This is a genomic window from Kitasatospora sp. NPDC022785, assembly GCF_055561295.1.
The window spans coordinates 149,910-167,653 of sequence record NZ_JBVHHB010000016.1; the positions used below are offsets into that span (position 1 = coordinate 149,910).

Annotated in this window: 22 protein-coding genes; 18 read left to right on the top strand and 4 right to left on the bottom strand. The window is 74.1% G+C overall.

Features of this window, described 5'->3' with window-relative positions; genetic code table 11:
• Positions 1–236 precede the first annotated feature (236 nt).
• Genes ACZ3YO_RS24060 through ACZ3YO_RS24080 form a run of 5 tightly spaced genes read left to right on the top strand, consistent with a single transcriptional unit; the run spans position 237 to position 3,095 of the window.
• Positions 237–1,070 (top strand): thioesterase II family protein, encoded by an 834-nt coding sequence (locus tag ACZ3YO_RS24060; protein ID WP_465572706.1) that lies wholly within the window; start codon positions 237–239, stop codon positions 1,068–1,070.
• 33 nt (positions 1,071–1,103) lie between these two features.
• Positions 1,104–1,931: an AfsR/SARP family transcriptional regulator gene (locus ACZ3YO_RS24065; protein ID WP_396323608.1), complete on the top strand. Its 828-nt coding sequence runs from the start codon at positions 1,104–1,106 to the stop codon at positions 1,929–1,931.
• A 33-nt stretch (positions 1,932–1,964) separates the two neighbouring features.
• Complete coding sequence (locus ACZ3YO_RS24070) at positions 1,965–2,228, top strand: acyl carrier protein (protein WP_396323607.1); 264 nt, start codon at positions 1,965–1,967, stop codon at positions 2,226–2,228.
• Complete coding sequence (locus ACZ3YO_RS24075) at positions 2,228–2,608, top strand: SchA/CurD-like domain-containing protein (RefSeq protein WP_396323606.1); 381 nt, start codon at positions 2,228–2,230, stop codon at positions 2,606–2,608. The genes ACZ3YO_RS24070 and ACZ3YO_RS24075 overlap by 1 nt, the downstream gene beginning before the upstream one ends.
• A gap of 34 nt (positions 2,609–2,642) precedes the next feature.
• Positions 2,643–3,095 carry an anthrone oxygenase family protein gene (locus ACZ3YO_RS24080; protein WP_465572711.1) on the top strand — a complete coding sequence of 151 codons (453 nt, stop codon included), beginning with the start codon at positions 2,643–2,645 and terminating at the stop codon, positions 3,093–3,095.
• Positions 3,096–3,182: 87 nt separating this feature from the next.
• On the opposite strand, the gene ACZ3YO_RS24085 is transcribed toward ACZ3YO_RS24080, so the two are convergent.
• Positions 3,183–3,563, bottom strand: a complete 381-nt coding sequence (locus tag ACZ3YO_RS24085; protein WP_465553317.1) for a SchA/CurD-like domain-containing protein — start codon at positions 3,561–3,563, stop codon at positions 3,183–3,185.
• Positions 3,564–3,727: 164 nt separating this feature from the next.
• Between ACZ3YO_RS24085 and ACZ3YO_RS24090 the strand changes: the two genes are divergently transcribed.
• From ACZ3YO_RS24090 to ACZ3YO_RS24135, 10 genes are all read left to right on the top strand, one after another.
• Positions 3,728–4,063, top strand: coding sequence for a TcmI family type II polyketide cyclase (locus tag ACZ3YO_RS24090; protein ID WP_396323603.1), 336 nt, complete (start codon positions 3,728–3,730; stop codon positions 4,061–4,063).
• A complete protein-coding gene (locus ACZ3YO_RS24095; RefSeq protein ID WP_396323602.1) occupies positions 4,060–4,509 on the top strand; it encodes a cupin domain-containing protein in 450 nt (149 codons plus the stop codon). The genes ACZ3YO_RS24090 and ACZ3YO_RS24095 overlap by 4 nt, the downstream gene beginning before the upstream one ends.
• The gene (locus ACZ3YO_RS24100; protein WP_465553312.1) at positions 4,506–5,789 is read left to right on the top strand and encodes a beta-ketoacyl-[acyl-carrier-protein] synthase family protein; all 1,284 of its coding nucleotides are present in this window, start codon (positions 4,506–4,508) and stop codon (positions 5,787–5,789) included. Before ACZ3YO_RS24095 ends, ACZ3YO_RS24100 begins: the two co-directional genes overlap by 4 nt.
• Positions 5,790–5,791: 2 nt before the next feature.
• Positions 5,792–7,015, top strand: coding sequence for a ketosynthase chain-length factor (locus ACZ3YO_RS24105; protein ID WP_396323600.1), 1,224 nt, complete (start codon positions 5,792–5,794; stop codon positions 7,013–7,015).
• 16 nt (positions 7,016–7,031) lie between these two features.
• Entirely contained in the window at positions 7,032–7,490 is a 459-nt protein-coding gene (locus ACZ3YO_RS24110; protein ID WP_465572714.1) for an SRPBCC family protein, read from the top strand.
• Between the two features lie 21 nt (positions 7,491–7,511).
• Positions 7,512–7,973, top strand: a complete 462-nt coding sequence (locus ACZ3YO_RS24115) for an anthrone oxygenase family protein (RefSeq protein WP_465572717.1) — start codon at positions 7,512–7,514, stop codon at positions 7,971–7,973.
• Positions 7,974–8,006: 33 nt separating this feature from the next.
• Positions 8,007–8,759 (top strand): SDR family NAD(P)-dependent oxidoreductase, encoded by a 753-nt coding sequence (locus ACZ3YO_RS24120; RefSeq protein ID WP_465553306.1) that lies wholly within the window; start codon positions 8,007–8,009, stop codon positions 8,757–8,759.
• Entirely contained in the window at positions 8,759–9,076 is a 318-nt protein-coding gene (locus ACZ3YO_RS24125; protein WP_396323596.1) for an antibiotic biosynthesis monooxygenase family protein, read from the top strand. The genes ACZ3YO_RS24120 and ACZ3YO_RS24125 overlap by 1 nt, the downstream gene beginning before the upstream one ends.
• Entirely contained in the window at positions 9,069–9,377 is a 309-nt protein-coding gene (locus ACZ3YO_RS24130) for an antibiotic biosynthesis monooxygenase family protein (protein WP_465553303.1), read from the top strand. The genes ACZ3YO_RS24125 and ACZ3YO_RS24130 overlap by 8 nt, the downstream gene beginning before the upstream one ends.
• Before the next feature lie 102 nt (positions 9,378–9,479).
• Positions 9,480–10,340: an NAD(P)-dependent oxidoreductase gene (locus ACZ3YO_RS24135; RefSeq protein WP_465572722.1), complete on the top strand. Its 861-nt coding sequence runs from the start codon at positions 9,480–9,482 to the stop codon at positions 10,338–10,340.
• A 116-nt stretch (positions 10,341–10,456) separates the two neighbouring features.
• On the opposite strand, the gene ACZ3YO_RS24140 is transcribed toward ACZ3YO_RS24135, so the two are convergent.
• Positions 10,457–12,139, bottom strand: coding sequence for an FAD-dependent monooxygenase (locus ACZ3YO_RS24140; RefSeq protein WP_465572724.1), 1,683 nt, complete (start codon positions 12,137–12,139; stop codon positions 10,457–10,459).
• 157 nt (positions 12,140–12,296) lie between these two features.
• Between ACZ3YO_RS24140 and ACZ3YO_RS24145 the strand changes: the two genes are divergently transcribed.
• Positions 12,297–12,629 carry an antibiotic biosynthesis monooxygenase family protein gene (locus ACZ3YO_RS24145; RefSeq protein ID WP_465572727.1) on the top strand — a complete coding sequence of 111 codons (333 nt, stop codon included), beginning with the start codon at positions 12,297–12,299 and terminating at the stop codon, positions 12,627–12,629.
• 69 nt (positions 12,630–12,698) lie between these two features.
• On the opposite strand, the gene ACZ3YO_RS24150 is transcribed toward ACZ3YO_RS24145, so the two are convergent.
• Positions 12,699–13,436 (bottom strand): SDR family NAD(P)-dependent oxidoreductase, encoded by a 738-nt coding sequence (locus ACZ3YO_RS24150; protein ID WP_465553294.1) that lies wholly within the window; start codon positions 13,434–13,436, stop codon positions 12,699–12,701.
• A gap of 292 nt (positions 13,437–13,728) precedes the next feature.
• On the opposite strand from ACZ3YO_RS24150, the gene ACZ3YO_RS24155 reads away from it, so the two are divergent.
• The gene (locus tag ACZ3YO_RS24155; protein ID WP_465572730.1) at positions 13,729–14,919 is read left to right on the top strand and encodes a nucleotide disphospho-sugar-binding domain-containing protein; all 1,191 of its coding nucleotides are present in this window, start codon (positions 13,729–13,731) and stop codon (positions 14,917–14,919) included.
• A 146-nt stretch (positions 14,920–15,065) separates the two neighbouring features.
• A complete protein-coding gene (locus tag ACZ3YO_RS24160; protein WP_465572733.1) occupies positions 15,066–15,923 on the top strand; it encodes an LLM class flavin-dependent oxidoreductase in 858 nt (285 codons plus the stop codon).
• A 129-nt stretch (positions 15,924–16,052) separates the two neighbouring features.
• Here the strand turns inward: ACZ3YO_RS24160 and ACZ3YO_RS24165 are convergent, their stop codons facing one another.
• The gene (locus ACZ3YO_RS24165; protein ID WP_465553290.1) at positions 16,053–17,663 is read right to left on the bottom strand and encodes an FAD-dependent monooxygenase; all 1,611 of its coding nucleotides are present in this window, start codon (positions 17,661–17,663) and stop codon (positions 16,053–16,055) included.
• Between the last annotated feature and the right edge of the window lie 81 nt (positions 17,664–17,744).

Below are 17,744 nucleotides of genomic sequence, written 5' to 3' on the forward strand. Positions count from 1 at the left end.
GGGCCCCCCCCCCCGCGGCGGGGGGGGGGCGGGGGGGGGGGCCGCCCCCCCCCCCCCCCCGGGGCCCCCCCCCCGCCCCCCCGCCCCCCCGGCGCCCGGCCGGGCGGGGGGGCGGGCCCCGGGGTCTGCGGGCCTTCCGTCGCCGCTCCAGCCCACGTCCAGCGACCTTCCAGAGCCGCTGGCCACCATCGTCGGGCACCGCCGTCCGGTGGTGCAGCTGGAGCGATGGAGGCCGCGTGAACCAGTACGTAGCAGCCGGACCGCGGCCCGGGGCACCCCTTCGGCTGATCTGCTTCCACCACGCCGGGGCCGGCGCGCTGACCTTCGCCGGCTGGTCCGCCCGGATCGGGCCGCTGGTCTCGGTGGTGCCGGTCCGGCTGCCCGGCCGCGAGACCAGGCTGGGCGAGGACCGGATCACCGACGTGGACCGGCTCTTCCGGGAGCTCGACGAACACCTCGGCCCGCTGCTCGACGAGGGCCCCTACGCCTTCTACGGGCACAGCCTCGGCGCGCTCGTCGCCCACCGGTTCGCCGGTCACCGGATCGACTCCGGGCGGCGGGCCCCCGCCGGGGTCCTGGTGGGCGCCTGTATGGCTCCCCATCTGCCGAACCCGCTGATCTCGGCCGCGGACGCCGACGACACCCGGCTGCTGGGCCTGCTCTCCGGCCTCGGCGGGGTGCCCGAGGAACTGCTCGCCCGCCCGGCCTGGCTGCGCGAGATGCTCGCCACCACCCGCGCCGACCTCGTCCTCGGCCGCGCGCTGAGGGAAGGCGCCACCGCGCCGCTGCCCTGCCCGATCTGGGCGTTCGCCGGGTCGGAGGACAGGATCGCCACCCCCACGGCGGTCGCCGCGTGGGAGCGGTGGACCACCTCGGCCTTCCACCTGCGCACCCTGGCCGGCGGCCACTTCTTCGTCCGCGACGGCGAACTTCCGCTGCTGCTGGGCGAGTTGCTCAACCCGTCGGCGGTGCTCGCGGCCGAGCACCGGGAAACGCCACGCACGTTCGAACCTCTCGGTGCCGGCGCCGCCCGGGACGGCATCCGCGGCCTCCGCGGCGCCGGTGAGTGAACAGAGCATCCCAACCCTGAAGGGAGAGGCGATATGGATATCGGCCTGCTCGGCCCGCTGAGGGTCGACCAGTCGGGGGTGTCCATCGTTCCGACGGCCGGCAAGCCACGGAAGGTCCTGGCCCTGTTGGCCTGCCGGGCCGACCGGCTGGTGTCGGTGGAAGCACTGATCGAGGAGGTCTGGGGCGAACACCCCCCACGCAGCGTCCAGACCACCCTCCAGACCTACGTCCTCCAGCTGCGCGGCTGCATCGCGGCCGCGCTGGACGGGCCGGCCCCCGTCGGCCTGCCGCTCGGCGCCAAGAGCGTCCTGGTCACCGAGGCCGGCGGCTACCTGCTGGACACCCAGGGCGGCACCCTGGACAGCACCGAATTCGCCCTGCTCTGCCGCCGCGGACACCGGGCGATGGACGTCGGGGACCACGTCACCGCCTCCGCCACCTTCCGCAAGGCGCTCGAACTCTGGCGCGGGCCGGCCCTGGTGGACGTCCAGTGCGGGCTGCTGCTGGAGGCCGAGGCGCGCTCCCTGGAGGAGTCCCGGCTGAGCATCCTCGGCCGCCGGATCGAGGCCGACCTGAGGCTCGGCCGCCACCACGAACTGGTCGGGGAGCTCTCCGGCCTCTGCGCCCAGTACCCGCTGCACGAGGGGCTCCAGGGCCAGTTGATGATCGCCCTCTACCGCTCCGGGCGCCGCTCCACCGCCCTGGAGGCCTACCAGCGGCTGCGCACCGTGCTCAGCCGCGAACTCGGCCTGGACCCGTCCCCGGAGCTTCGCGAACTCCAGAGCGCCCTGCTGGACGCCGACCCCGGCCTCGACCTGGTGGGCACCGTCACCCCGGGCCGGCTGCTGCGCGCCATCTGACCGACCGTCACCACCCCACGAGAGAGGCATACGATGAGCGAGTTCTCCCTGTCCGAGCTCACCGGCAAGCTGCGCGACTGCGCCGGCGAGGCCGAGGGCTACGACCTGGACACCGACGACGTCACCGACGTCCCGTTCCTCGAACTCGGCTACGACTCGCTGGCGCTGCTCCAGGTCACCGGAGTGCTCAAGCGCGAGCGCGGGATCGTGATCCCGGACGACGAGGTGATCGCGGCCGAGACCCCCCGGGTGCTCCTCGACCTGATCAACCACAGCCTCGCCACGCGGGCCGCCTGATGCCGTACGCAGCCATCACCTACCGCGTCAAGCCGGGCCACGAGGACGAGATCGCCGCGATCTTCGCCTCGTTCCAGCGGGTCGACACCCCCGACTACGCCGCCGCCGACGGCAGCGAGGCCGGGCGGCTGCTCGGCACCGGCGTCTTCATCAAGGACGACGTCCTGATCCGGGTCATCCACTACGAGGGCGAGTTCGCCGCCGTCGGCCGGCACATGGCCGCCCAGCGGGGCGTCCACCTGTTGGAGGAGAAGCTCGCCCCCTACCTCGCCGAGGAGCGGGACACCACCAGCGCCGAGGGCTTCGCCGCGTACTTCCGCAACGCGCTGATGCGCTCGATCTCCCAGCTCACCGTGGACACCCACCCGAACCGGGCCTGACCGCCCCGGTCACCCGAGGAAAGGCGGCCCCACCATGACCACGGCACTGGGCGTCCTCGCGCTGCTCGGCAGCGGAGTCACCGCCGGAGTGCTCTTCGCCGTCGCGCTGAGCGTGCTCCCCGCGCTCTTCGCGATGCCCACCAGCACCTACGTGTACGCCCATCAGCTGCTCGGGCGGAACTGGGATCCGACCATGCCGGCCATCGTGCTGGGATCCACCCTGGCGGACGTCCTCTGGGCGGTCCTCGGCGGCTCCGCCGTCCGGGCCGCGGCCGTGACCGCGGCGGTCCTGCTGCTGGGCGTCTCGGCCGTGTCCCACCTGTGCAACGTCCCGATCAACCGGCGGGTCAAGGCGGTCGAGGATCCGCAGCGACTCCCCGCCGACTGGACCGACCCGCGCCCGCTCTGGCGGCGCTGGCACCTGCTGCGCACCGCCCTCGCGGTGGCCGCACTGATCGCCAACACCGTCGCGGCACTCGGGCGATGAGCGGAGAAGGGCCGGGCCGGTCTCCCCGTGGGGAGGCCGGCCCGGCCCTTGTTCCGGTGCCGCGCGGTGCGGCGCGACGCCGCCCGGTCAGGACGCGGGCGCCGCGTCCCGGACCGAGATCTGCGCGACCGTCCGCAGCAGGCTGCGCCGGAAGGTCGCCACGAACCCCTCGACCGTGTCGGTGTCCCGGGGCCGGCTCAGGTACGGCTTGAGCCTGAGCTCCACCTCGCGCACCCCCGGCTGGCCGGCCATGTGCCGGGCCACCGCGTCCAGATCACCCTGGTACTCGATCACCCGCACCAGGGTGTCGTCCCGGATGAACACGGCGGTGGCCAGGATCCGGCCGGCCTCCTCACCGCTCTCCGTGCGGACCCGGTCCGACCTCACCCGGCGGAAGCTGCCGAAGATCTCGGTGAGTTCGGCCTCGAAGCCCGGCTTGATGTCGTACGTGATGGCGGCGAACGGCATGGGTGGCTCCTGCGTGTGCGGTGGGCGGTGAACCCCCCAAGGCCACCACCGGCGGCTCGTATTCTCCTCAAGTCGCTTGCCTGGACGGCCTCTTGAGCCTGGCTCCAGTTGCCGCTGCAACAGTCCGGCGTGTCGGAAGGGCACCCAGCGGCAGGAGGACAGCAATGCACCGAACCCTCATCGTGGCGAAGTTGCAGCCGGGCAAGGCGGACGACATCGCGGGCATCTTCGGCGACTCGGACGCCACCGAACTGCCCCACCTGGTCGGTGTCTCCCGGCGCACCCTGTTCCGGTTCCACGACCTCTACTTCCACCTGGTCGAGGCCGACCAGGACATCACGCCCGATCTCTACCGGGCCCGCAGCCACCCGCTCTACGAGGAGATCAACACCCGGCTGGCCGCCTGCGTGAACCCGTACGACCCGAACTGGAAGGAGCCCAAGGACGCCATGGCGACCCCCTTCTACGTGTGGACCAAGGACGAGGGGCGGATCCAGTGACCACCGAGACCGACCGCGACACCATCACCCGCACCGTCAAGGTCTCCGCCGACCAGGTCGAGGCCAACGTCAAGCGCGGCGGCGACATCCGGGTGACCCTCAGCCCCAAGACCGTCGGCTGCACCTCCGGCTTCGGCGGCGTGCTGCGCCTCGCCCCCGGGGACCACGTCACCGAGCACTACCACCCCTACTCCGAGGAGTTCATCCACGTCGTCTCCGGCGTGCTGGAGATGACCCTGGACGGCCAGACGGTCGCCCTCGGCGCCGGGGACTCGCTGCTGGTGCCGATCGGCGTCCGGCACCGGCTCGTCAACACCGGTGAGACCACAGCGAACTGCGCCTTCCACCTGTCGCCGCTCGCGCCGCGCCCCGAACTCGGCCACGTGGACACCGAGCCGGCCCAGCACCCGGCGGCCGCCAACCCGCAGGTGGGCGGTTCCCGATGACCGCCGAACGGCGGGCGGTGATCACGGGGATCGGCGTGGTGGCGCCCGGCGGGGTCGGCCGGGAGGCGTTCTGGCAGCTGCTCACCGAGGGCCGCACCGCCACCCGGCGGCTCAGCCTCTTCGACCCGGCCGGGTTCCGCTCGAAGGTCGCCGCCGAGGTGGACTTCGACCCGGCCGCGGCCGGCCTGGAGGCCCGCGAGATCCGGCGGATGGACCGGGCCGCCCAGTTCGCCGTCGTCTCCGCCCGCGAGGCGATCGCCGACAGCGGCCTCGACCTGGCCACCGTCCGGCCGGAGCGGATCGCCGTCGGCGTGGGCAGCGCCGTCGGCTGCACCATGGGCCTGGAGGAGGAGTACCTCGTCCTCAGCGACCGCGGCCGGCAGTGGCTCGTCGACCACACCTACGGCGTCCCGCACCTCTACGGCTACATGGTGCCGTCCACGCTCGCCGTGGAGGTCGCGTGGGCGGCCGGCGCCGAGGGCCCGGTCTCGCTGGTCTCCACCGGCTGCACCTCGGGCATCGACGCCGTCGCGCACGCCGTCCAGCTGATCGAGGAGGGGAGCGCCGACGTCGCGCTGGCCGGCGCCACCGACGCGCCGATCTCGCCGATCAGCGCCGCCTGCTTCGACGCGATCCGGGCCACCACCGCCCACAACGACGACCCCGAACACGCCTCCCGGCCGTTCGACCGGGACCGGGCCGGCTTCGTGCTCGGCGAGGGCTCCGCCGTCCTGGTCCTGGAGGAGAAGGCCGCCGCCGAGGCACGCGGCGCCCACGTGTACGGCGAGATCGCCGGCAGCGCCGGGCGCAGCAACGCCCACCACATGACCGGCCTCAAGCGGGACGGCCGGGAGATGGCCGAGGCCATCTCGGTCGCCCTCGACCGGGCCCGGCTCGACCCCACCGCCGTCGACTACATCAACGCGCACGGATCCGGCACCCAGCAGAACGACCGGCACGAGACCGCGGCGTTCAAGCGCGCACTCGGCGACCACGCCTACGACATCCCGGTCAGCTCCATCAAGTCGATGATCGGGCACTCGCTCGGCGCGATCGGCTCGATCGAGGTCGCCGCCTGCGCACTGGCCCTGGACCGGCAGGTCGTGCCGCCCACCGCCAACCTGCACAACGCCGACCCGCACTGCGACCTGGACTACGTCCCGCTGACCGCCCGTGAGCACCGCACCGACGTGGTGCTCACCGTCGGCAGCGGATTCGGCGGCTTCCAGAGCGCGATGGTCCTGGCCCGGCCCGGCGCGGCCGGCCACGGGAGGAGCTGACCATGCCCGCCGACGACCAGCCCCCGGTGATCACCGGTATCGGGATCACCGCCCCCACCGGCATCGGCGTCGAGGCCCACTGGGCCGCCGTCCTGGCCGGCAAGTCCGGCATCGAACGGATCACCCGCTTCGACCCCGAGCCCTACCCCGTCCGGTTCGCCGGCGAGGTCACCGGCTTCAGCGCCGCCGACACGGTGTCCAGCCGGCTCATCCCGCAGACCGACCACTGGACCCACCTCGCGCTCGCCGCCTCCGAGGCCGCCCTCGCCGACGCCGGCGTCGACCCGGCCGCGCTCCCCGAGTACGAGATGGCCGTCGTCACCGCCAGCTCCTCCGGTGGTACCGAGTTCGGCCAGCACGAGATGGAGGCGCTCTACCAGCACGAACCCGAATGGGTCGGCGCGTACCAGTCGATCGCCTGGTTCTACGCCGCCACGACGGGCCAGATCTCCATCCGGCACAAGCTGCGCGGCCCGTGCGGCGTGCTCTGCGCCGAACAGGCGGGCGGGCTCGACGTCATCGGCCAGGCCCGCCGGCTCACCCGCAGGGACGCCCGGCTGGTCGTCACCGGCGGCACCGACGCCTCGCTCTGCCCGTACGGGTTCGCCGCCCAGCTCTCCACCGGCAAGCTCTCCACCGTGCCCGACCCGGCCCGCGCCTACCTGCCGTTCGACCGTTCCGCAGCCGGCTACCTGCCCGGCGAGGGCGGTGCGATCCTCGTCATGGAACGGGCCGCCACGGCTGACGAGCGCGGCGCCGGACAGCGCTACGGACGGGTGCTCGGCTACGCGGCCGGCTTCGACCCCGCACCCGGCTCCGGCCGCCCGCCCGCGCTGCGCCGCACCGTCGAGGCCGCGCTCGCCGACGCCCGGCTCACCGCCGGGGACATCGACGTGGTCTTCGCCGACGCCGCGGGGACCCCGGCCGAGGACCTCGCCGAGGCCCGGGCGATCAGCGGGGTCTTCGGCCCCCGTGCCGTACCGGTCACCGCCCCCAAGGTGCTCACCGGCCGGCTCTACGGCGGCGGCGCGCCGCTGGACGTCGCCACCGCACTGCTCGCGCTGCGCGACGGCGTCATCCCCCACACCCCCGGCGTCGAGGCGCTCGCCCCCGGCTGCGACCTCGACCTCGTCACCGACGAACCCCGGACCGGCCCGCTCCGGCACGCCCTGGTGCTGGCCCGCGGCCACGGCGGGTTCGCCTCGGCCCTGATCCTCGGACGCTGACGGAAGGAGACCCGCCATGGCCGGTCACACCGACAACTCGATCGTCATCGACGCCCCCCTGGAGACCGTCTGGGAGATCACCAACGACCTGGAGAACTGGCCGCGGCTGTTCAGCGAGTACGCCTCCGCCGAGGTGCTCGAACGCGACGGCGCCACCGTCACCTTCCGGCTCACCATGCACCCCGACGAGAACGGCGCGGTGTGGAGCTGGGTCTCCCGGCGCACCCCCGACCCGCTGACCCGCACCGTCACGGCGCACCGGGTCGAGACCGGTCCGTTCGAGTACATGGACATCCGCTGGGAGTACACCGAGGAGGCGTCCGGCGTCCGGATGCGCTGGATCCAGGACTTCCACATGAAGCCGCAGGCCCCGGTCGACGACGCGGCCATGACCGACCGGCTCAACCGCAACACCGCCGTCCAGATGGACCTGATCAAGGGCAAGGTCGAGGCCGCCGCCCGCGCCCGCGCCTGACACCCCGGGAAGGGACCTCCGGTGACCGCACTGCTCGCCCCGCTGGTGGTACTGCTCAACGGCCTCGCCGCCGGGGTGCTCCTGGGCACCCAGCTCGGCGGCTGGCCGCTGCTGGCCGCGCTGCCACCGGACCGCTACGTGCACGCCCACGCGTTCTTCGCCACCCGCTACGACCCGTTGATGCCGATCTGCCTGGTCGGCACCCTGGCCGGTGACGTGGCGCTGGCCGCCGGCGGCTCCGGCACCGCCGCCCGGCTGCTCTGCCTGGCGGCCGCGGCGCTCGCCGCCGTCACCATCGCCATCTCGCTCACCAAGAACGTCCCGGTCAACAAGTGGATCCAGGGCATCGACCCGGACAACCTGCCGGAGAACTTCGCCGAACTCGACCCGCGCGCGGTCTGGGGGCCGTGGAACCGCAGGCGCAGCCTGCTCGCCATCCTCGCCTTCGTCGCCAACTGCGCAGCGCTGGCCGCCCTGCTCTGACCACCGACCCCCACAGCCACACGGAGGAAGACCATGAATCTGGCCCTGGAGGGCAAGAAGGCCCTCGTCACCGGCGGTACCCGAGGCGTCGGCCGGGGCATCGTGCTCGCCCTCGCCCGGGCCGGCGTCGATGTCGTGACCTGCTACCAGCAGCAGAGCGACTACGTCGGCTCGCTGGAGCGCGAGTTGAAGGAGACCGGCGGCAACCACCTGGTGCTGCGGGCCGACGTGACCCGGCCCGAGGAGGTCGCCGACCTGGTGGCGCGCGCCGGCGAGGCGTACGGCCGGCTCGACCTGGTCGTCAACAACGCCGGGGCGATCAGCCACATCCCGTACGCCGAGCTGCCGCTGGAGGAGTTCCAGCGGGTCTTCACCACCAACGTCACCGCCGCGCACCTGGTGATCCAGCACGCGCTGCCGCTGCTGCACGGCGGCTCCTCGGTGGTGAGCATCGGCTCCAAGGCGGTCGACGCGGGCATCCCGCTGCGCTCCCACTACACCGCCACCAAGGCCGCGCTGGTCGGGCTGAACCGCTCGCTGGCCAAGGAGTTCGGCGCCAGGGGCATCCGGTTCAACGTGGTCGCGCTCGGCGTGGTGGAGACCGAGAACCTGCACCGGATGCCGCAGGAGCAGCAGCAGGTGATGGTCGAGCGGTACAGCGCCAAGACCGCGCTCGGCCGGCTCGGCACCCCGGAGGAGGTGGCCGGCGCGGTCCTCTGGCTCGCCAGCGACCTCTCCCGTTACGTCACCGGCTCGACCGTCAGCGTGGACGGGGGGATCTCCTGATGACGTTCCGGGTCATGCTGCGGATGGAGATCTGGCCCGAGGCCGAGACCGCGTTCGTCGAGGAGTGGCACCGCGGCACCGAAGCCGTCACCGGCCACCCCGCCAACCTCGGCCAGTGGCTGTCCAAGGACAGCCACCAGGACAGGGTCTACTGGATCGTCAGCGACTGGCTGGACGAGCCGCGCTTCCGTGAGTTCGAGGAGAGCCAGGCCCACCTGGAGCACCGGGCCCGGCTGTACCCGTACCGCAGCGGCGCGTCCTTCCACACCATGGAGGTGGTCTCGCACATCCGGGGCCGGGCGGCCGCCCATGCCTGAGGTGCGTGTCCTGGTGTACCAGATCGCGCGCGACGAGGAGGAGTTGGCGGCCGTCCGGGCCGCCTACCACCAGGTGAGCCGGCGGCTGGCCGCGGTGCCCGGGATGCTCGGGAACGAACTGCTGCGGCAGGACCACGACCCGTCCTCGCTGGTCGTGGTCAGCCGCTGGGAGAGCTGGTCCGCGTTCGAGGCGTGGGAGCGCGGTGCAGGCCACCGCGACGACACCGCGCCGCTGCGGCCCTTCCGGGACAACCGCACCGGCACCCCCTTCGCGATCTACCAGGTCGACGCGGCGTACTGACCGCCGCCCCGAACCGCTGTCCCCGGCGCTCACCCCCGGTGCCGGGGACAGCCTTCTGCCCGCACGTTCCCACCAGCACGACGGATGAAGAAAGGCAGCACTATGAGCCGCGCGAGACTGGCGTTCATCGGACTCGGCAGCATGGGCGGCGGCATGGCCCACCGCCTGCTCCGGTCCGGACACCCGCTGACCGTGCACAACCGGACCGCGAGCCGGGCGGAGCCGCTGCGCGCCGAGGGCGCGGTGGTGGCCGCGACGGCGGCCGAGGCCGCCGCCGGTGCCGACACCGTGCTGCTGAGCCTCAGCGACGAGGCCGCCGTCGAGCAGGTGCTGTTCGGCGAGGTGGTCCCGGTGCTGGCCCCCGGCGCCCTGGTGATCGACACCTCCACCGTCTCGCCCGAGTACGCCCGGCAGGCCGCCGCCCGGCTGGCCGCCGGGGGGCTCCGGCGGGTCGAGGCGTGCGTCGTCGGCAACCCGATCCAGGCACAGGAGGGGCAGCTGCGGGTGTTCCTCTCCGGCGAGGACCGGGACGTCGAGGCCGTCCGGCCCGTCCTGGAGACCATCGGCTCCGAACTCGTCCCGCTCGGCGCCCCCGGCTCCGCCGCCACCGCCAAGCTCATCCTCAACCTGCTGCTCGGCGCCCAGGTCGCCTCGCTCGCCGAGGCCGTGACCTACGGCGAACGGGCCGGCCTCGACCGGGACCGCCTGCTCGCCTCCATCGCGGGCAGCGGCTTCAGCTCCCAGGTGATGCGCTTCCGGGCCGAACTGATGCGCAAGAACAGCTACCGGCCGGCCTTCTTCCGCTCCGAACTGATGGAGAAGGACCTGCGCCTCGCCGTCGCCGACGCCGCCGACGCGGGGGTGGCGATGCCGGTGCTGGAGACCGTGCGGGCCCGCTTCGCCGCCGTCGTGGAGGCCGGCGACGGCGACAAGGACGCCTCGGTCGTGATCGAGCACATCTGAGGACCCCGACGGGCCGACAGGCCACCGATCCTCCCGGTGGCCCCGGTCCCGCCGATCCCCCGACGGGCCCGCGCCGAGCCGGCGCGGGCCCGTTCCGTGCGTCCCGCCCGCCGGTGCTACGCGGTCCGGGCGTAGAGGCGGGCCAGCGCCGCGCCCAACGCGTGCTCCGCGTCCTCCCGCGCACCGGGGGAGCGCCAGGCCACCACCCCGTCCGGCCGGACCAGCACCGCGCCCGCCTCGCTCACCCCGTACGACTTGGCCCAGGTGCCGTCCGGGTCCGAGAGTTCGCCGGCGCCGCCGATGCCGTGCACCGTCAGGGGGACGCCGAGCAGCCGGGAGGCCGCCCGTGCCGCGGCCGGCCAGCGGCCCGGGGTGGCGCCGGTGAGCAGCACGGCCGAGCGGCCGAAGAGGTCGAGGGCGGAGAGCTCCCCGGTGCCGGGGCGCCTCAGCCGCACGTGCGGGGCCCGGCTTCCCGGCAGGCCGCGCGGGTCGACGGCCCACACCTCCGGTTCACCGTCCGCGGTCACCGGCCCGTCCGGTTCACCGTCCGCCGTCACCGGCCCGTCCGGCGCCGCGGCCGGGAGCCCGAGCGAGGGGTAGCGCCAGCCGAACCAGAGCGTGACGTCCTCCACGACCCCCGGCGGGACCCCGCGCCGGCCGTGGCGGTCCCCGCCCCGGGGCCGGTCCTGCTGGCGCAGCACCGCCTGGCGCACGGTGGCCGCGCAGACCGGCCGCCGCTCCGCCTCGTAGCTGTCCAGCAGCTCCGGCGTGGCCTGCCCGGCGAGCACCGCCGCCAGTTTCCAGGCCAGGTTGTGGGCGTCCTGCACCCCGGTGTTGGAGCCGAACGCGCCGCTCGGCGGCATCACGTGGGCGGCGTCCCCGGCCAGGAACACCCGGCCCGAGCCGAAGCGGAGCGCGACCTTCGCCGCCGCCTCCCACGGGACGACCCCGAGCACCTCCGCCGCCAGGCCGTCCACGCCCGAGGCCGCCCGGATCAGCTCCAGGCAGCGTTCCGGCGGGAAGGCGGCAGCCACGTCGTCGGCGACCGACGGGTCGACGATGACGTCCAGGCGCCACTCACTCGCGTTGTCCAGCGGGATCAACGCCCCGCGCACACGGGAGTTGAAGGTGTAGCACATGATGAACCGGCGGTCGCCCAGCTCGGCGGAGAGGTCGGCCCGGAAGTGGATCGCGACGAAGCGCCCGAGCTGCCCGGTGCCGCCGAACGGGATGCCCAGCTCCCGCCGCACGGTGCTGCGCGGCCCGTCCGCCCCGACCAGGTAGTCCGCCCGGACCGGGGCGGTGCGGCCCGCACCGTCCCGGAGCAGGGCCGTCACCCCGGTGTCGTCCTGTTCCAGCCCGACCAGCTCGGAGCCGAACCGGAACCCGGCCCCGGCCCGGGCCGCGGCCGAACGCAGCACCGCCTCCAGCTCGTTCTGGTGGCAGAGGCACCAGGTGGTCGGCGACAGCGCGCTCAGGTCGGAGGCCACCTCGCGGTAGTACTCCTCCTGGAAGGCGCCCAGCTGCCGGCCGGCCAGCGACGTCGCCAGCAGCATCCCGCTGTTGCGGGCCAGCGCGCGCGCCGACGGCAGCGCCCGCAGCTCCTCCTCCAGCCCCGCCTCCCGTAGGAGCTCCATCGAACGCGGGTTGACGCCCCGGGTGCGCGGATGCGACGAGAGCCCGGTGCGCTGTTCCACCACCAGGCAGGGCACCCCCCGCCGGGCGAGGAACAGCGCGGTGCAGAGCCCCACCAGACTGCCTCCGGTGATCAGGACCGGAACGTGCGGATGTTCGGTCATCCCGTACTCCTCTGCTGCGGTGGCTGGAGGCAGAGGATCGCCACCGGGCATCGGGTCCGGCTCAAGACGGGCCCCATTGACCGGGATTCGAGCGCGCCCGGCCACACTGGCCCGGTCCGGGCCGCCCGGCCCGGCGACCGGAAGAGAGGCGGCGGGGATGGCGCAGCACTACGGACCGGTCCGGGTGATCCTGCGGATGGACATCGTTCCGGGCCGGGAGCGCGAGTTCGAACGGGTCTGGCTGGAGATCGGCACGCTCATCGCGGCCCACCCGGCCAACCGGGGGCAGGTACTGGTACGGGAGGCCGAGGAGGGCGGCGGCGAGGTCTACCACGTGTTCACCGACTGGGCCGACGAGGCGAGCTTCCGTGAGTTCGAGCTCAGCGAGGCGCACGTGGAGCACCGGCGCCGGCTCGGGCCGCTGCGGGCCGGCGGCGGGATGACGGTCACCCGGATCGTCCACGACCTGCGGGCCGCGGCCGTGGACTGAGCGGTTTCCGCCGGTGGCGGAGCACGCGGGCGGCCCCGGACGCGACGTCCGGGGCCGCCCGCCTCGGTCTCAGACGCCGCCGTCGACGTTCAGGGTCACGCCGCTGATGTAGGCGGAGGTGTCACCGGCCAGGAACAGCACCGCGCCCGCGACGTCCGAGGGCTGGCAGATCCGGCCCAGCGCCGTCATCCCGACGATCCGCTCCACCGCCTCGGGCGGCAGCCCGGCACCCGGCTCGGTCTCGGTGAGGCCGGGCGCCACCGTGTTGACCCGGATCCCGCGCGGGCCCAGCTCCTTGGAGAGCGCCCGGGTGAAGCCGATTAGGGCCGCCTTCGCCGTGGTGTAGTGGACGCCGCGGACCCGGCCGCGCAGGGCGACGGACGAGCCGACGTTGACGATCGAGCCGCCGTCGCGCAGCAGCGGCAGGGCGGCCTGGGTCACGAGGTACGCCGAGGTCACGTTCTGGTCGATCACCCGGTACCACTCGTCCTCGGGCAGGTCGGTGAACCAGACCTGGCCGTCCGAGCCCACGTTGTTGACCAGCACGTCCAGGCCGCCGAGCGTCGCCCGCACGTGTTCGGCCAGCTCGGTGACGCCGGCCCTGGTGGTGACGTCGGCCTGGACCAGCAGGTGGTTCCCCTCGGTCTCCTTCAGATCCTCGGCGAGCGCGTCGGCCTCGGCGCCGCTGCCCCGGCTGCACGCCGCGACCGTCGCCCCGGCCCGGGCGAAGGCGAGCACGGTCTCCCGTCCGATTCCCTTGGTGCCGCCCGTGACGAGCACCCGCTTGCCGTGCAGTCCCTGGTCCATCGCTGCCTCTCCTTCTCCGCCGCCGGACATCGGCCGGGTCACCCTCCCGTGCCCGGCTCGCGGCCCCCTCGACGCCCCCTCGACACCCGCTCGGAGGGCGCGGCGCGGCGGGCGCCCGGGCGGTCGCGGTACGGGGGAGCGGCCGGGCCCACCACCGGCGGAGGGGCGGGCGGGTGCGGCCGAGGGGTGCTCGGCGCCGGTTCGAGTGGGGCGCGATCGGGGCGTGAGGAGCGTCGGGGACGTTTCGGGGCGGCAGATGGACTGTCGTTCCCGAGGAGGGTGGGGCGGATCGATGCGGGTACTGTTCACAACCTGGGCGTGGCCCTCGCACCTGTACGGGCTGGTGCCGCTGGCCTGGGCCTGCCGGGCGGCCGGCCACGAGGTGCTGATCGCCAGTCAGCCGGAGCTGTACGAGGAGATCGTCCGGACCGGTCTGCCGGCCGCCCGGGTGGGGCACGACGTGGACGCGGCCGGGCTCGTCCGCGGCTATCTCCTGCCCTCCGAGGCGGTGCCCGCGCCGGTGGCTCCGGCGGTGCCGGCCGGGCGCGGGCCGCGGGCGATGCAGATGTTCCACGCCCACGCCGACTCGATGGTGGACGGGCTCACCGCGCTGGCCCGGGACTGGCGGGCGGACCTGGTCGTGTTCGAGCCGACCGCGCTGGCCGGCCCGATCGCCGCGGCGGCGGCCGGGGTGCCCGCCGTCCGGCTGCTCTACGGCACGGACCTGCTGCTGCGGGCCCGGGGCGTGCTGCCCGGGGTGCTGGCGCCGCTGGCCGAGCGCAACGGCGTGGCGGGGCCGGTCGACCCGTTCGGGGCCGTCACGGTGGACCCGTGCCCGGACGAGTTCCAGGTGCCGGTGGACTACCGGCGGCTCCCGATGCGGTACCTGCCGTTCAACGGCCCGGGCACCGGCACCCCGCTGCCCGGCCCGGCCGCCGGCCGTCGGCGCGTGGTGGTGACCTGGGGCCACACCATGGCGAAGCTCTCGCCGGCGCACTTCCTCGCCCCGCAGGCCGCCCTGGCCGCGCACGAGGCGGGCGGCGACGGCGGCACCGAGGTCGTGCTCGCCGTCTCGGCCGCCCAGCTGCCGCTGATCGGCGAACTGCCGGGCGACGTCACGGTCACCGTGGACACCCCGCTCTGCCGGTTGCTCGACGACGCCGCGCTGGTCGTGTCGCACGGCGGCGCGGGCACGGTGCTGACCGCGCTGGCGGCCGGGGTGCCGCTGCTGCTGGTGCCGCAGCTCCCGGACCACGCGGGCCATTCGGCGCGGGTGCTGGCCACCGGCTGCGGCGAGGTGCTCAGCCGTGACGAGGCCGGGCCGGAGCGGCTGCGGGACGAGGTGCGCCGGCTGCTGGACTCCGCCCCGGAGCGGGTGGCGGCCGCCCGGCTGGCCGAACTCAACGGGGAGCGGCCGGCCCCGGCGGAGCTGGTCGCGGCGCTGGAGGAACTCGCCGACCGCCGCGTGGCGGCGGTCCGCTGACCGTCCGCCGGCACCACAGCGGTACCGCCGCGGCGGCGGAGTCACGAGGCGGACGCACCGAGGCGGACGCACCGACGCGGCGTCGGCGACACCGACACACCGACACCGAACCACCGACACCGACGACGAAGACGAAGGAGAGAGCCTTGGAGATCGGAGTGGGGCTGCCCACCACCGTGCCCGACAGTTTCGGCCCCGCGGTGCCCCGGTGGGCGCGGCGGGCCGAGGAGTGCGGCTTCGCCAGCCTCGGGGTGCTCGACCGGCTGGTGTACGACAACTTCGAGCCGCTGGTCTCGCTCGCGGCCGCGGCGGCGGTGACCGAGCGGATCAGGCTGGTGACCACCATCCTGATCGCCGGCTACCGCAGCGACACCGCGCTGCTCGCCAAGCAGGCCGCCACCATCGACGCCATCTCGGAGGGCCGCCTCGTCCTGGGCGTCGCGGCGGGCGGGCGCGAGGACGACTTCGCGGCCACCGGCACCGGGTTCCACGACCGGGGCGCCCGGCTGGACGCCCAGCTCGCCGAGCTGCGGGAGATCTGGGCAGGCCGCGGCCGGGTGCCCGGGATCGGGCCCGCGCCGGTGCGCCCGGAGGGCGTGCCTCTGCTGGTCGGCGGGCACTCGGAGCGGGCGATGCGGCGTTCGGCCCGGTTCGGCACCGGCTGGATCGCCGGCGGCAACTCGGTGACGGCGTACGCGGAGCTGGTCCGCCGGGCCCGGCAGGTGTGGGCCGACGAGGGGCGCGCCGAGCACCCCCGGATGGTGGCGATCCTCTACGCCCACCTGGGCCCGGACGCCGCGCGCGTGGCCGGCTCGTACCTGCGCTCCTACTACTCGTTCGTCGGCCCGAAGGCGGAGCGGACGGCCTCCGGGGTGCTGGTCGAGCCGCAGAGCATCCGGGAGGCCGTCGAGGCCTACCGGGAGGCCGGCTGTGACGAGCTGATCCTGCTGCCCTGCACGGCGGATCTCAAGCAGGTCGGCCTGCTGTCGGACGCCGCGCTCTGACGCGTCACCGGAAGCTTCCGGCGCGCCGCCGAAAGTCCTGACGCACCACCGGAAGCTTCTGACGCACCACCGGAAGGGCGGCCCGCTCCTCGTCGAGAGGAGCGGGCCGCCCTTCCGGCACGGGTGCCGTCAGTCCGTCAGCCCCGCCGCCCGGCGCAGGGCGCCGGTGAGCGCCGCGGCGCCGTCGGCGCCGGCCGGGCCGCCGGTGCGCCAGGCCACGAAGGCGTCCGGCCGCACCAGCACCGCACCGCCCGCGCCGATCCCGTACGCCTCGGCGAAGTCGCGGTCCTTGGGCCGCAGTTCGCTCTCCGGGCCGACCCGGTGCACCCGCAGGGGCACGCCCAGCTCACCGGCGGCGCGGTGGGCGGCCTCCGCCCACGCGTCGCCGCTCGCGTCGGTGAGCAGCACGTACGCGTCCCAGAACAGGTCGACGGTGGAGATGATCTCGCCGTCCCGCTCCAGCCACACGTGCGGGGCCCGGGTGCCGGGTTCGCCGGTGAGCTGCAGCCGGGGGGTGAGCACCGGCCCCGTGCCCTCACCGGTGATCGAGGTGGAGGTGTACCGGTACCCGAGGGTGATGATGATGTCGTCCACCATCTCGGCCCGGTCCTGGTCGGTGGCGTAGCCGTGCCGGATCCGGTTGCGGACCATCGCCTGGGCGGCCATCGCCGAGCCGACCGCGCGACGCTCGGCGTCGTAGGTGTCGAGCAGCGCGTCGCCCGCCCAGCCCTTGACCGAAGCGGCCAGCTTCCACGCCAGGTTGTGGGCGTCGTGGATGCCGGTGTTGGCGCCGAAGCCGCCGGCCGGCGGGTGGAGGTGGGCGGCGTCGCCGGCCAGGAAGACCCGGCCGGTGCGGAACCGCTCGGCGACCAGCTGGGCGCCCTGCCACGGCACCTTGTCGACGATCTCGACCGCGAGGTCGGCCTTGCCGGCCGCCGTCCGGACGATCTCCACACAGCGCTCGTCGGTGAAATCCTCGGGCTTCTCGCCGAGTTCGGGGTGGTAGATCGGGGCCGCGAGGTACGGGTCGCAGCCGTGCAGCCGGGACAGGCCCATCAGGGTGTCGTTGACACTGGCGTAGCAGAGGATGAACTTGCGGCCCTTGAGCAGGGTCTCCAGCTCCGGAGCCTTGAAGTAGATGCTCAGCGCGTTGAAGACGGTGCCGCGGCCCTCCCGCTCGACCCCGAGCAGCCGGCGCACGCTGCTGTTGGCCCCGTCCGCGCCGACCAGGTACCGGGCGCGGATGGTGAAGCGCTCGCCGGTGGCGTTGGACTCGGCGACGGCGGTGACACCCTCCTCGTCCTGGCTGAACTCGATCAGCCGGGTGCCGAAGCGGACGTCCGCGCCGAACTCGCGGGCCTTGGCGACCAGCACCTTCTCGTAGCGGTCCTGCCCGCAGCCCATCACCCGCTCCGGGCTGACGGTCGGCCCGTCCAGTGAGGGTGCCTCGAGCACCACTGCGTCGTCGATCTCGGCGAAGGTCCTGGTCTGGATGATCCCGCCCTCGAAGTACGGGTGGGAGTCGCCCATCTCCAGAGCCCGGATGTCGGCGCTGATGCCGGCCGCCCGGAACAGTTCCAGCGTGCGGGCCTGGAGACCCGGGGCACGCGGCAGCAGCGACGTGCCGTCGCGCTTCTCCAGCACCATCGTGCGGATCCCGTGGCGACCGCTGAAAAGAGCGGTGGAGAGGCCGACCGGCCCCGCTCCCACGATCAGCACAGGGATGTTCACGTCATACATGCGTGTCCCCTCATGAACGGATGGACAGTGACGGGGGTCGGTCCGCGGCACTGCGTCAGGGGTACCGACGCCGCCTCGAGG

What these genes read in the sequence shown, in the direction of transcription:
- ACZ3YO_RS24065 (WP_396323608.1), top strand. Translation starts at nt 1,104, where the DNA reads ATGGATATCGGCCTGCTCGGCCCGCTGAGGGTCGACCAGTCGGGGGTG.
- ACZ3YO_RS24070 (WP_396323607.1), top strand. Translation starts at nt 1,965, where the DNA reads ATGAGCGAGTTCTCCCTGTCCGAGCTCACCGGCAAGCTGCGCGACTGC.
- ACZ3YO_RS24075 (WP_396323606.1), top strand. Translation starts at nt 2,228, where the DNA reads ATGCCGTACGCAGCCATCACCTACCGCGTCAAGCCGGGCCACGAGGAC.
- ACZ3YO_RS24080 (WP_465572711.1), top strand. Translation starts at nt 2,643, where the DNA reads ATGACCACGGCACTGGGCGTCCTCGCGCTGCTCGGCAGCGGAGTCACC.
- ACZ3YO_RS24085 (WP_465553317.1), bottom strand. Translation starts at nt 3,563, where the DNA reads ATGCCGTTCGCCGCCATCACGTACGACATCAAGCCGGGCTTCGAGGCC.
- ACZ3YO_RS24090 (WP_396323603.1), top strand. Translation starts at nt 3,728, where the DNA reads ATGCACCGAACCCTCATCGTGGCGAAGTTGCAGCCGGGCAAGGCGGAC.
- ACZ3YO_RS24100 (WP_465553312.1), top strand. Translation starts at nt 4,506, where the DNA reads ATGACCGCCGAACGGCGGGCGGTGATCACGGGGATCGGCGTGGTGGCG.
- ACZ3YO_RS24105 (WP_396323600.1), top strand. Translation starts at nt 5,792, where the DNA reads ATGCCCGCCGACGACCAGCCCCCGGTGATCACCGGTATCGGGATCACC.
- ACZ3YO_RS24110 (WP_465572714.1), top strand. Translation starts at nt 7,032, where the DNA reads ATGGCCGGTCACACCGACAACTCGATCGTCATCGACGCCCCCCTGGAG.
- ACZ3YO_RS24120 (WP_465553306.1), top strand. Translation starts at nt 8,007, where the DNA reads ATGAATCTGGCCCTGGAGGGCAAGAAGGCCCTCGTCACCGGCGGTACC.
- ACZ3YO_RS24125 (WP_396323596.1), top strand. Translation starts at nt 8,759, where the DNA reads ATGACGTTCCGGGTCATGCTGCGGATGGAGATCTGGCCCGAGGCCGAG.
- ACZ3YO_RS24130 (WP_465553303.1), top strand. Translation starts at nt 9,069, where the DNA reads ATGCCTGAGGTGCGTGTCCTGGTGTACCAGATCGCGCGCGACGAGGAG.
- ACZ3YO_RS24135 (WP_465572722.1), top strand. Translation starts at nt 9,480, where the DNA reads ATGAGCCGCGCGAGACTGGCGTTCATCGGACTCGGCAGCATGGGCGGC.
- ACZ3YO_RS24140 (WP_465572724.1), bottom strand. Translation starts at nt 12,139, where the DNA reads ATGACCGAACATCCGCACGTTCCGGTCCTGATCACCGGAGGCAGTCTG.
- ACZ3YO_RS24145 (WP_465572727.1), top strand. Translation starts at nt 12,297, where the DNA reads ATGGCGCAGCACTACGGACCGGTCCGGGTGATCCTGCGGATGGACATC.
- ACZ3YO_RS24150 (WP_465553294.1), bottom strand. Translation starts at nt 13,436, where the DNA reads ATGGACCAGGGACTGCACGGCAAGCGGGTGCTCGTCACGGGCGGCACC.
- ACZ3YO_RS24155 (WP_465572730.1), top strand. Translation starts at nt 13,729, where the DNA reads ATGCGGGTACTGTTCACAACCTGGGCGTGGCCCTCGCACCTGTACGGG.
- ACZ3YO_RS24165 (WP_465553290.1), bottom strand. Translation starts at nt 17,663, where the DNA reads ATGTATGACGTGAACATCCCTGTGCTGATCGTGGGAGCGGGGCCGGTC.